Here is a 13213-nt window from a genome sequence, read left to right on the forward strand (position 1 = left end):
GAGGATCAATACTCCATCCCCTTCTTATCCCTACCTACTATTCACATTCGTACTTGTAAATCTCTTTACCATATCCCCTATCAATTAGTAAAAGTTCATTTGGATATAGTGTCTTATGTTCCATTCCTACTTCATCCTCTGCTATAAACATTCCATCAATAATCATTCCAACTACTTGTGATTCTTTCGCTACAAAGACAGATTTCGAACCTTTCTTCGCTATAAACGTAACGGATTGCACGGTTTTTCTTTCTGCTCTAAATGGGATACCAAAATAATGGTTCCACCATTTATTTCGAAGTAATTCTGGTTCAGATTGATATAGCCAATCTTTCGCTACCTCTTGATCCCATTCATAATACAGTAGTGCTTTCCGGTGAAATCTTGGCCGAACAATCCATCCTAAAACAATGATTCCTACTGCTAGCAGTAATAAAGTGATAGGAATGACAAACTTAAAAATAAGCGCATATTTTTCATAAAACGGAGCATCTTGAATATGGAATGTTATGTTTTTCTTTACTTCTTGTAACTTTGAATCCTGCATTACGATGGTAGCTTCTACGGTGCCGGTATCTGTAAAATTAAATGTGTCGGAGTAATAGGGACGAGGATAAACATAGATTTGATTTCCATGTTGCTTTATTTCATAATTGATTGATTGTTTAGATGTGACACCAGTAGATTTTAATAGTTTTTTTACAGCTTCTTCTGTCATTAACTTACCATCTAACTGTGGTTGTAAAACAAATGGTTTACTATTCTCTAAATTTGTCACTTTTTCTTCATAATCTTTTGTAACAGTTTGAAGTGATAATTTCGGTTTCTCAGCTGTTTCAATTTTAAATTCTTTCGTCTGTCTATAAAACCCCTTTATATTCATATGAACTTTCCCGCGTACTAACCCTTTACCAAGCTTCGTTTCGTAATAAAACACATGCCTTTTATCGTTCCACTTCATTGCATATTGTTTTCCATCTATTTCTACTTCTGCCTGAAAGTAAGAAGACTGAACTGGCAACTCCGTAGGCTTTGCTTCAATAACAGCAGTAACACCTTCGTACATGTTCTCTACATTTTTTTGACTACTATCATCTTTGTCATAAGTAGAAACCGTATAATTAAGCGCTGGTTCAACTAATACTTGTAGTCCTTCTTTCTCAATGTCCTGATCCACTTCTATCGTATAAGTTCCTGGTTTAATAACTTCCTCATTTTCCGTACTTATATGAACTATATTTCCGAACAATTTTGCTTCTCCTGGTGCATGTATGGAAAAAGAAGATTGTAATTGTAATGGTTTAGAAATTTGTGTGACCTGATAATCGGGCAGAGAAGGCGATTGTCGTACAAGCGTCATACGCTTTAACGGAAATGGTGTTGTAATCTCTACTCTTTTCCCCACTACTTTCGTTTTTACAATCGATTCAACAGAGGAGAATGGATCACGATTTGCAACTAATGCTGCCACTTGATTTACACTTTTTACAATGCCATCTTCTCCGCTTGACGGCATCGTAACACCATTTATCTCTTTCTTCCATATTTCCTTGAACGTATTTAGTTGTTCTTTTTCTTGTTGTCCTAAATCTTCTTCCATCGTAATTAAGACTGGATGTAACGATATCTTTTTTGTATCCATTTCTTTCTTAAACTGGGCTAATTTCTGCAAAATTTGTTCTTTTCCGCCAACCTTATCTTTCTCTAAATCATTAAATGCCCCGTCAGTTAATACAATAAGCCAAAATTCACGTTTTCCATCTATATCTGCTTCCTTTTTTATAGATTGCATCGCCGTTTCTACCGCGCTAAATGGAGTATTTAAATACGTTTTCCACGCTCCAATTCCCTCAATTTCTGTTTGCCTTTTATCCTTCGTTAACGAAATGTTTAATGGATCATTCGGCTTACTCATTGGAACGTAAGAAAATTTATCTTTTTCATCCAATAGCGCAACTAAACTTTGCAAAGCATAATTGGCATATTTCCAGCGATCGTTATTTCTCATGCTGCCCGAATCGTCATATACAAGTGAAACGACCCTTTCCTTTGCCTCCTCTCCTTTTGCAAAAGCTGATAAAGGTAAACATATAAATAGAAACAACATGAACGTGGCACAAATTCGGATTTTCATGATGAGGCTTCGCCACCTTTGTAGACAAATTCCTATGTTTAAATTTATGAGAGGAAACAAGATATATGACTTGTATTTTAGGACAACTAACCCACCATAACCTTATTATGTAAACAGATCATACACTTGGTAATATTCCTTCTAGCATTCTCTATCCAATTATATAAGTAAAAAAGCCTGTTTAAGCTCCACGCTTAAAACAGACTTTTCCTACTTTTTATTTTAAAAACACATAACAAAAAGTTTGATTTTTGACTTAACACATCACTTCTATTGTAAATCCACCAGGTGCTTCAATATAAAACGTATACGCATGGGCATGCTTAGGAGGCTCGACCAAAAATCCATCTTCCTTCAATCTTCGATTTATCTTGTCTACTTGTTCTTCACTTTCTTGTGGAAATCCTACATGAAATGTTTTTGGATACTGAACTTCTTTCCCTTTCATTAACGTTAGTATAAATCCATCATTATCACGCATAACTGCAAAGGCATTCCCCCTTGTTCCACTACAAGTTAAGCCAAAATACTTTTCTAAAAACTCTCTTGCAGCTACTACATCTGCAACTGTTAAATTAAGATGTTTAATTCCCAACTCATCACCTTCTTTCTTAATTTTCTAACATTTTATCATACAATTAAAAAACACGCCTTTCACAGCGTGTTTCATTGCTTTACATACACTTCAACAATCGGATTCTCTTTATGATCCGCATGCAAGCGTATATTCTCTTCACCTGTATTATAAATACTAGCTAATAACATTATCGTTAACACATTAGGTGTCTTCGCATCACTTCCGTATTTTCTCTCAAGCGCTTCCTTATATTCAAAATCTAAATCCCCCTGCACATATGTATACACTTCAAAACCATCTTCTAAATTGCAAACTACTGTATCAATAATATCTGTCCCTACTTGCTTCTTCATTTCCTCTCGTAACGCTTCAATAAAATCTTCCCATGGTACTTCGTATGTCTGAAACTGATCTGTAGATTTCATGCCTTTTCCTCCTTATATATCCTCTTCTTATATTTCCCCTTTCCTATAACAATTATGATAGATAGGGCATTCGTACAAGCCGCACTTGTCCCCCTTACATATCGTATTACTGTAATGCGGAAGGAGGAAAGAATATGCATAGACAAAAATGTTATCATACATGCCAACGTTATTTCGGAAAAGTTGTTCGGATTGAAGACCGTGATGGCCGTATACATTTAGGTAAAATAATCGATGTGACACAAAACTCTGTATGGATTGAACCGGTGCAACAGCGCTCATCTTTTGATTCAGGGTTCGGATACTACGACGCTTATGCAAACGGTGGTTGTGACCTTTGTGGAGGCCTTAGCAGGTGTGATAGTTGTGGATTCGGATGCGGTGGTGGATTCAGCAGCTGCGGATGTGGTGGTCGTGGTTGTAGTAGTTGTGGTTGCGGCGGCTGGGGAGGCGGCGGTTGTGGCTGGGGTGTTGAACTCGGATTTGGTTTCATCTTCGGAATTACATTAGCTGCATTATTTTTCATTTAACATAGTAAAGAGTTGGCTACCTTTAGCCAACTCTTTTTCTTTATTTTTCACATATAAAAATACGATGCCCTAAAATGTGTTGGTACATAAGCCGTACATTTTCATGCTGTGCCCACGCCTCATATAACTCATTCGGAATATGTGAGGATACATTCCATTCTGGCTCTTCTACAGAGCCAGAGATTGTTTCTGCAATCGTGCCACCACCCGCAATTGTAATTCTTTTAAAATTTGCTTTCTGAAATAATTGTACCCACTCATTCTCAGTTAACAGTTCTTTCATACCATATAATTGGGCGATTTTTTCTTCCTCACCCTTATCAATGTGCCTATCAATAATCATTTCAATGACAACAAGCTTACCGTCCTGCTGTAATACACGATAACACTCCGAGATAACCCTTTCTTTGTCTGTAAAAGCGATGATTGATTCTCCAAGTACGAACTCAAATGAGTTATTCAAACACGGTAAATTCTCTACATTTCCTTCAATTAATTGTATATCTAACCCTTCAAACAACCATCTATCTTTTGCCTTTTGAATCATAATTTCATTCTTTTCAACCGCTGTTACTTTATAACCAAATTCCCTTGTCATATATGCCGCTGTTTTCCCCGTACCGCAACCTATCTCAAGGACATTCGCTCCATATTTAAAAGGCAGTTGTGCTAACAATTGTTTTGTTAACGTAAAACCACCAGGATGAGCACTTCCTATTCCGTAATAAGCTAGGAAATCGATGTATGTGTTTCGTTTCATGGGATTCTCCCTTTTTTATTTTATATATTCGAGGACGGAAGAAAAGTGCATAGAAAAAGGGGGCGTATTGTACGCCCCTCATCTTATTTATCCTCTGTAATATATGCCCATTTATAGCTGTAGTCTCCACCAACTGGATGGTGAACAATACCTTTTACTTTCTGTCTTTGAACGATAGCATCACCACGTTGATATAATGGTGCAATTACAGCATCATCAAGTAACATTTTCTCAGCTTTTAGTAAGCTATCCCAACGTTCTTTCGTTTTCGTTAATAGCTCGCCTTTACCTTTTTCTACAATTTCATCATATTTTGGATTTGAATATCCAGTTTGGTTATGAGGACCATTTGTAACGAACATATCAATGAATGTCATTGGATCTAAGTAATCAGGGCCCCAACCAGCGTAAGATAAATCATAATCTAAATCTGATTCTAATTTTAACTTTTGTTTAAACGGTTGATTTTTCAAGTTCACTGTTAACCCTGGTAAGTTTTTCTCAAGTTCTCCTTTTAAGAACTCCCCTACTTTTTTCGCATTATCGCTATCGTAGTTTAATAGCTCAATCGTTACTTGCTCTTTTCCAAGTTCTTTTTTCGCTTTTTCCCAATGCTCTTTTGCTTTTTTCACATCTGTTTTTAAAATATCTCCGTTATCTTTACGGAAGTCTTTTCCATCTGGACTCTTCGCAAATTCTTTTGGTACTAAGTAATCTGCCGGTGTAGATCCGTCATTTAAAATAACGTTCGTTAAGCCTTTTTTATCATATGCCTTTGCAATCGCTAAACGTAAATCTTTGTTTTTTAATACTGTATCTTGCCCACCACGTTTTTGGTTTAAACGTAAGAAGAACGTTGATGGTGTTTTTTGTGTATAGAAGTCTGGATTTGATTTATATTTGTCAACCATTTCAGATGTAAGTCCCGCACGATCGATTTGTCCACTTTCATATAAGTTTACACGTGTACCGCTATCTTTTACTACGTTAAAGTTGATTTCATCTAACTTAACTGTTTTATTATCCCAATATTGTGCATTTTTCTTTAATTTCCATCCTTCTTCATGTTTCCAGTCTGTTAATATAAATGGTCCGTTGTATAACGTTGTATCTGCTTCTAAACCAAATTTTTCACCTTTTTCTTTTACGAATTTTTCATTTAACGGATAGAATGTTCCGAATGAAGTTAATTCTACAAAGTAAGGAACTGGATTTTCTAATTCTACCTCTAATGTGTAATCATCTACAGCTTTTACACCTAACGTATCAAGTGGTGCTTTCCCATCATTAATTGCTTTTGCGTTCTTTAAATCAAACATAATGTATGCATATTCCGCTGCTGTATTTTTATCTACCGCACGTTTCCAAGCAAACACGAAATCCTTCGCTGTTACAGGGTCTCCATTTGACCATTTTGCACTTTTATTTAATGTAAATGTATACTTTTTACCATCATCACTCTTTTTATATGATTCAGCAACCCCTGGAGCTGCCTTATTATCTTTATCAAGTCGATATAAACCTTCCATTACGTTGTTTAAAGCTAGAAACGATACTTGGTCTGTCGCTTTAGCAGAGTCCATAGATGGAATCTCTTGAGACTCTGTTAAATTAAGCACTTGCTTCGCCGCTAACTTTCCGCCTTCTTTTTCACCACTTTTCGGTGTTGTGCTTGCCTTCTCTTTATCTCCTGATCCAGAGCAAGCTGTTAATGCCATACTCATTACTAAAACTGGTGCTACGACCGCTGTCAATTTTTTCATCTTTTTTCTCTTCATTTTTTTGTACCCTCCCCAATTATATGTACGATATTAACATTTAGAAATTCTCTACTAACTTTCGTTATCAGAAAATTCTTATTAATTAATATTCTACTGTTTTTTTAGATTTTGTAAAGTATTTTTGTAAATTTCTAAATATTTATTTTTTTATTATAGTAACTTGCTGTTTTAACTACTATATGAATTATCCCCCGTCTACTATATGTAAACATCCCTTCCCTTATTCCAATCTATTACTACGTTCTATATTTTTCTTATTAGCATGAGGTCTCTTACTATCATTCATCTGTCTTACTACTTACTGACCTCTCTATTTTCCTCCGATAGAACCTTCCTAATTACCTACCCGATTCTCAATAGGCTAACGAGATTTATTCCCTTATGCATACTAAAAAGCATTTCAAAAGCAGCTCAGCCACTTTTGAAATGCTTTCACTTTATTTTTTTCCGCCATCCTCAGTTACATACGCCCACTTAAAGCTATATTCTGGACTGATGTTATGTTTCACAATTCCTTTTACATTCGGTTTCATTACGTACGATCTTCCTGTTTGATATAAAGGAACTAACCCTGCATCTTCTTCAAGGAATAACTTTTCAGCTTTCCCTAACGTTTCCCAGCGTTTTTTCGCATCACTCATCAATTCATTACCTGCTTTTCCTACCATTTCATCGTATTTTGGATTTGAATAACTCATTTGGTTGTACGGGCTCTTCGATTCAAACATATCAATAAATGTCATTGGATCCGCATAGTCTGGACTCCAACCTGCATAAGAAATTTCATAATCTTGCGCAGTTTCTAATTTTAATTTTTGTTTGAACGGCTGAATTTTTGTATTAATCGTTACACCTTTTAAATTTTTCTCAATTTGATCTTTTACATAGTCAGCAATCTTTTTCGCAGTTCCATCATCATAACTTAGCAATTCAATTGTAACTTGATCTTTTCCAAGTTCTTTTTTCGCTTCTTCCCACGCTGCTGCTCCTTTTTTCGGATTATATTTCAGACCATTTTTAAATGTATCTTGATAATCTTTACCATCTGGCCCTGTCGCAAGTCCTTTTGGAACCAATTGATCTGTTGCTTTTGATCCATTATTTAAAATTACATTTGCCAATCCTTTTTTATCAACTGATAATGCAATTGCTTCACGAAGTTTTTTGCTCTTTAAAGGCGTGTCTTGTCCGTTACGTTTTTGATTTAAACGTAAGAAGAATGTACTTGATTCCGCATACTCACCATATTCTTCTTTGCTCGATTTATATTTATCTACAAACTCTCCTGATAGTAATGTAAAATCAATTGATCCTGTATCATATAAGTTTACTTTCGTTGCAACCTCTTTTACTACACTATAGTTAATTTCTTCTAATTTCACAGTCTTTTTATCCCAGTACTTATCATTTTTCTTCAGCTGCCAACCTTGTTCATGTTTCCATGAAGACATAACGAATGGACCGTTATACACAGTTGTATCTGCTTCTAAACCGTACTTATCACCTTTTTCTTTTACGAATTTTTCATTTAATGGATAGTATGATGGGAATGCTAATAAATTTAAGAAATACGGTACCGGTTTTTCTAATTCTACTTCCAGCGTGTAATCATCTACCGCCTTCGCTCCTAATTCAGTTACAGGTTTTTCTCCTTTATTAATCGCTTCCGCATTTTTAATATAGTAAGCAATAAATGCATATTCTGCCGCAGTATTCTTATCAAGTAAGCGCTGCCATGCGAAAACGAAATCTTTCGCTGTTACAGGATCACCATTTGACCATTTTGCATCTTTTCGCAGTTTAAACGTATACTTTTTACCATCTTCACTTTTCGTACTAGACTCTGCCGCAGCAGGAATTGGCTTATTATCTTTATCAAGGCGATATAGGCCTTCCATCGTGTTCCCTAAAATTTGCGCACCTAATGTATCAGTAGATTTAGAAGTATCCATCGTCGGAATTTCTTGGTTTTCCGTACGATTTAATACTTGTTTCGCTGCATATTTAATATCAGATTTTTTTTCTTCCCCACTATTTGATGTAGTAGTCGTTTTCTTTTCCCCACCTGACCCAGAACATGCTGTCAATGCAACACTCATCGCTAAAACTGGTACTACAACTGCCGTTAACTTTTTCATCTTTTTTCTCTTCATTTTTGTACCCTCCCTAATTATATGTACATTACCAACCCTTGAGAGACCCCTTACTAAAGATTCGTTTTTCAGAAAATTACAACTAATGTTATTCTACTCTTTTTTTCGCATTTGTAAATAGTTTAATTTTAAATATTCTGACTTTTTATTCTAGTAGGATTTATCCCCCATCTACTATATGTACATACTATACACCTTATTCTCCTCTATTTAACCATACTAAAAATTAGTATTTTAAGCTCACAAAAAAAGCATTTCAAAGTAGCTAAGCTACTTTGAAATGCTTTTTTAACTCTATTATTTTTCAGTTACATATGCCCATTTAAAGCTAAATTCTGGACTGATATTATGTTTTACTACTCCCTTTACATTTGGTTGTAAAACATAAGAATCTCCACGTTGATATAAAGGTACAATCGCTACATCTTCTTCAAGTAATGTTTTTTCAGCTTTTCCTAACTCTTCCCAACGTTTTTTCGCATCGCTCATTAATTCCGTTCCAGCTTTTTTCACCATGCCATCATATTTAGGGTCAGAGAAGCTCATTTGGTTATGAGAATGTCCAGTCTCAAACATATCTAAGAACGTCATTGGATCTGCATAATCCGGATTCCATCCGCCATACGAAATATCATATTGTTGTTCAGTTTCTAATTTTAGTTTTTGCTTAAATGGTTGAAGTTTAATATTAACTGTTACACCTTTTAGGTTTTTCTCAATCTGATCTTTAATATATTCGCCAACTTTTTTCGCATTACCAGTATCGTAGTTTAAGAATTCAATCGTAACTTGATCTTTTCCAAGTTCTTTTTTCGCTTCTTCCCAAGCTGCAGCAGCTTTTTTAGGATTTGGTTTCAAACCGTTTTTAAATGTTTCTTGGAAATCTTTACCGTCCGGTCCAATTGCTAACCCTTTTGGTACTAAGAAGTCAGCTTCTTTTGATCCATCATTTAAAATTACATTTGCTAAATTCTTTTTATCAATTGATAGCGCAATTGCTTCACGTAATTTTTTGCTCTTTAATGGCGTGTCTTGTCCATCACGTTTTTGGTTCATACGAATGAAATACGTACTCACTTGTGAATATGTGCCAAATTCATCTTTCTTGCTTCTATATTTATCAACGAACTCTCCATTTAATAAAGCAAAGTCAACTTGACCGCTATCATATAGATTGACTAAAGTCGCAGCCTCTTTAACAACACTAAAGTTAACTTCTTCCAGTTTCACAGTCTTTTTATCCCAATATTGATCATTTTTCTTTAATTGCCATCCTTGTTCATGCTTCCAATCTTTAAGAACGAACGGTCCGTTATAGACAGTTGTATCAGACTCTAAACCGAACTTCTCGCCCTTTTCTTTTACGAACTTTTCATTTAATGGATAATATGATGGGAATGCTACTAAGTTTAAGAAGTACGGTACTGCTTGCTCTAACTCAACTTCAAGCGTAAGATCATCTACTGCTTTTACTCCTAATTCAGTTACAGGTTTTTCTCCTTTATTTACTACTTCTGCATTTTTAATCGGGAATGCGATAAATGCATACTCAGCAGCTGTTTTTGGATCTAATAGACGTTGCCAAGCGTATACGAAATCTTTCGCAGTTACTGGATCTCCATTTGACCATTTTGCATCTTTGCGTAGTTTGAACGTATATTTTTTACCATCTTCACTTTTCGTGCTAGATTCTGCTGCTGCTGGAATCGGCTTATTATCTTTATCAAGACGATATAACCCTTCCATCGTATTACCTAGCATTTGTGAAGATACTGTATCAGTTGATTTTGAAGAGTCCATCGTCGGAATCTCTTGTGTTACTGTTCGATTTAACACTTGTTTTGCTGCTAATTTTTCCCCTGATTTACTATCTCCACTAGAGCTAGAATTTGTGCTTGTCTTCTTATCTCCACCTGATGTAGAACATGCTGTTAACGCCATGCTCATTGCTAAAACCGGTGCTACAACTGCTGTTAGTTTTTTCATTTGTTTCTTTTTCATTTTGTACCCTCCCTAATTCTTAACGATAGCTATTAAAGAATTTTCTGATAATTCTGTTTTTCTCTATATATTTATCAGACGATTCTTACTAATTCTTATTCTACTAATTTTTTAATTTTTGTAAAGTATTATTATTGAAAATTTTTAAAAAATTATTTTTTTACAGTAATATTCATAAAAATTCCATATTTTGTTCAAACCTTATTTCGCATTCATACACATTCGTTGTTTTAATCACTTTCATCTCATTTACCACTTGAATACTTGTTAATTATTGCTAATAAATAATGCATATATCTAAAAACATCTTTTCTACAAAAATAAAAAAGTCAGCAAAGCTGACTTTTTACCCGACCATTTTCTCTCTTTTCATTTCCTCTACTACTCTCGTATACTTCTCATCATCAAATTCATTTTCACTTTTCGCAACAACTACAGTTGCAATACCGTTACCAATTAAATTAACGATAGCACGTGCTTCTGACATGAAACGATCTACACCAAGTAATAACGCTAAACCTTCTAATGGGATAACATTCATTGCAGATAGAGTAGATGCTAGTACAATGAATCCCCCGCCGGTTACTGCTGCTGCTCCTTTAGATGTAACTAACAAAATAGCTATTATAGTTAATTGTTGACCTAGTGAAAGATCGACGTGAAAAACTTGCGCTAAAAATATAGTTGCCATTGATAAATAAATCGTTGTTCCATCTAAGTTAAAAGAGTAACCTGTTGGAATGACTAAACCTACTACCGGCTTCGAACACCCGAAGTCTTCCATCTTTGTCATCATCCGCGGCAGTACTGATTCTGACGATGATGTCCCGAGAACAATAAGTAATTCTTCTTTAATATGCGCTAAATATTTCCACAAACTAAATTTGTACAGTTTACAAATAAAATTTAAAACAATAAAAACAAATAATGCCATTGTCGCATATACACAAATCATTAATTTACCAAGTGGTATGAGCGTGCTTAAACCATACTTCCCAATTGTAAATGCCATCCCACCGAATGCTCCAACCGGTGCTAATTTCATTACAATTGATAAAATGTTAAAAAATACTTTCGATAATCTTTCAAAAAAGTCAATAACCGGTTGTCCATTTTTCCCTAACATCGTTAACCCTGCGCCGAATAAAATGGAGAAGAACAGAACTTGTAAAATATCACCTTTGGCAAATGCTTCAAACATGTTAGACGGCACGATATGTAAAAAGAAATCCATCCATTTCATTTCTTGTCCGCTTTGAACATATTGTGAAACATCTCCGCCCTTTAGTTTTGAGGGATCTAATCCATCTCCTGGACGTACAACATTCGCTACGATGATACCAATAATTAAAGCCGCTGTTGTAACAATTTCAAAATATAATAGTGCCTTCCCACCAACACGGCCTACCTTTTTCATACTTCCCATACTTGCAATACCTAGCACAATTGTTAAAAAGATAATCGGTGCAATAACCATTTTAATCATATTGATGAATGTTTCACCAATTGGCTTCATTTGTTGTCCAACACTCGGCCAAATTGCCCCTACTGCAATACCACAAATAATAGCCACAATAACTTGGAATGTTAAATTCTTTACGATTCTCATTTTTGATACTCCCCTGTATTTTCATTTCTCCCATACTATTTCAATAATTGCTAATGATATATTCTATGTAATAGCCCCCCTGTTATTTAACTTAAACTATAATTTATGTTACACTATTATCTTAAATTTGAAAATAGTATATAACATTTAAGGATAAAAGACATACTATTTAACATAATAAAAAAGCAGACATTACATCTGCTTTAATTCTCCTCAATCTGTTTTTCACTTAATCCTAGATGTGTTCTAAGAGTATTACTCAAACTCTGTAGATCTTTTTTATTAGGATTATAATAATATACACGTTGCCCGTTTGGGCCATTAGGTAAGTATAAATCATCACCAGCTAATTGTATTTTTTCAACTGAACCGTTTAAACCGTATTTATAAAAAGATAAAATATCATCCATTACTAAATTTGTTTTAAAATCACCATCAACCGCCTCAACTATTTTTTCTAGCTTCGTAACCGATCCTACACTTTTTAATTTACTTAAAATCGCTTCAATAACCAGTTGTTGGCGCTGTCCTCTCATTGCATCACTATCAATATGGCGCGTTCTTGCTAGTGCAAGTGCTTCTTCCCCATTTAATTTTTGTAATCCTTTTTTCAAATGAATCGCATCAGGTTCATCTTTACTATTTTGCTCCGTAAATTCAACTGGGACATCCACTTCAATACCATCTAACCCATCAACAATTTTAGTAAAGGAACCAAAATTAAATTTCACAAAGTAATCAACAGGCACCTGTAACAATTTCTCTACCGCTTCCACAGAAGCTTGCGGTCCTCCATCTTTACCATTTTTAACGAAACCACTTCCATATGCATGGGTTATTTTATCTTTTTTCTTTTCAACTGGAACATATGTATATGTATCACGCGGTATGCTCGTTAATTTCACTGTTTTATCGTCTTTATTAAAAGTCGCTAACAATAATGCATCTGTATGAAATGCACCATTATATTCCTTTTGTCGTTCTTGATTTTCATCAATTCCCATAATTAAAAGTGAAACATGATTTGCAATTGGCTTTACAGATTTCTCACGTAAATTAGATTTTTCACCTCGTGCTAAATTCAAATTAGATTTTTGTACAAGACTAGAAGTTTTCATATATACATAGGCTCCATAGCCAATTCCACCAAATAGTAATACCGCCAGTAGTAAACTTATTATCTTTTTCTTTTTATATTTTTGCTTATTTTTCTCTTCTCTTAAAAATGAATGATTCCCCATTT

10 protein-coding genes are annotated in these 13213 nt (G+C 34.7%); 1 reads left to right on the forward strand and 9 read right to left on the reverse strand.

What is annotated here, in order from left to right:
• Nucleotides 1-37 precede the first annotated feature (37 nt).
• From ACTFRU_RS06090 to ACTFRU_RS06100, 3 genes are all read right to left on the reverse strand, one after another.
• On the reverse strand, nucleotides 38-2134 hold the full coding sequence (locus ACTFRU_RS06090; RefSeq protein WP_006928458.1) for a vWA domain-containing protein: 2097 nt from the start codon (nucleotides 2132-2134) through the stop codon (nucleotides 38-40).
• Nucleotides 2135-2390: 256 nt separating this feature from the next.
• Nucleotides 2391-2729 (reverse strand): VOC family protein, encoded by a 339-nt coding sequence (locus ACTFRU_RS06095; RefSeq protein WP_000511518.1) that lies wholly within the window; start codon nucleotides 2727-2729, stop codon nucleotides 2391-2393.
• A 71-nt stretch (nucleotides 2730-2800) separates the two neighbouring features.
• On the reverse strand, nucleotides 2801-3136 hold the full coding sequence (locus ACTFRU_RS06100) for a hypothetical protein (protein ID WP_000842887.1): 336 nt from the start codon (nucleotides 3134-3136) through the stop codon (nucleotides 2801-2803).
• Nucleotides 3137-3270: 134 nt separating this feature from the next.
• On the opposite strand from ACTFRU_RS06100, the gene ACTFRU_RS06105 reads away from it, so the two are divergent.
• On the forward strand, nucleotides 3271-3666 hold the full coding sequence (locus ACTFRU_RS06105; RefSeq protein WP_000555006.1) for a hypothetical protein: 396 nt from the start codon (nucleotides 3271-3273) through the stop codon (nucleotides 3664-3666).
• A 40-nt stretch (nucleotides 3667-3706) separates the two neighbouring features.
• Here ACTFRU_RS06105 and ACTFRU_RS06110 read toward each other — a convergent pair whose 3' ends face one another.
• The 6 genes from ACTFRU_RS06110 to ACTFRU_RS06135 form a co-directional block, all read right to left on the reverse strand.
• A complete protein-coding gene (locus ACTFRU_RS06110) occupies nucleotides 3707-4426 on the reverse strand; it encodes a class I SAM-dependent methyltransferase (RefSeq protein ID WP_000828241.1) in 720 nt (239 codons plus the stop codon).
• A gap of 83 nt (nucleotides 4427-4509) precedes the next feature.
• Nucleotides 4510-6204, reverse strand: coding sequence for a peptide ABC transporter substrate-binding protein (locus ACTFRU_RS06115; protein WP_025710115.1), 1695 nt, complete (start codon nucleotides 6202-6204; stop codon nucleotides 4510-4512).
• A gap of 440 nt (nucleotides 6205-6644) precedes the next feature.
• Nucleotides 6645-8360, reverse strand: a complete 1716-nt coding sequence (locus tag ACTFRU_RS06120) for a peptide ABC transporter substrate-binding protein (protein WP_025710114.1) — start codon at nucleotides 8358-8360, stop codon at nucleotides 6645-6647.
• A 297-nt stretch (nucleotides 8361-8657) separates the two neighbouring features.
• Nucleotides 8658-10361, reverse strand: coding sequence for a peptide ABC transporter substrate-binding protein (locus tag ACTFRU_RS06125; protein ID WP_427259769.1), 1704 nt, complete (start codon nucleotides 10359-10361; stop codon nucleotides 8658-8660).
• Nucleotides 10362-10707: 346 nt separating this feature from the next.
• Complete coding sequence (locus ACTFRU_RS06130; RefSeq protein WP_001223628.1) at nucleotides 10708-11970, reverse strand: dicarboxylate/amino acid:cation symporter; 1263 nt, start codon at nucleotides 11968-11970, stop codon at nucleotides 10708-10710.
• A 203-nt stretch (nucleotides 11971-12173) separates the two neighbouring features.
• Nucleotides 12174-13211 carry an LCP family protein gene (locus tag ACTFRU_RS06135; protein ID WP_000526716.1) on the reverse strand — a complete coding sequence of 346 codons (1038 nt, stop codon included), beginning with the start codon at nucleotides 13209-13211 and terminating at the stop codon, nucleotides 12174-12176.
• Nucleotides 13212-13213: the final 2 nt, after the last annotated feature.

This window comes from Bacillus cereus group sp. MYBK220-1 (genome assembly GCF_051916445.1).
Taxonomy (GTDB): Bacteria; Bacillota; Bacilli; order Bacillales; family Bacillaceae_G; genus Bacillus_A; species Bacillus_A cereus.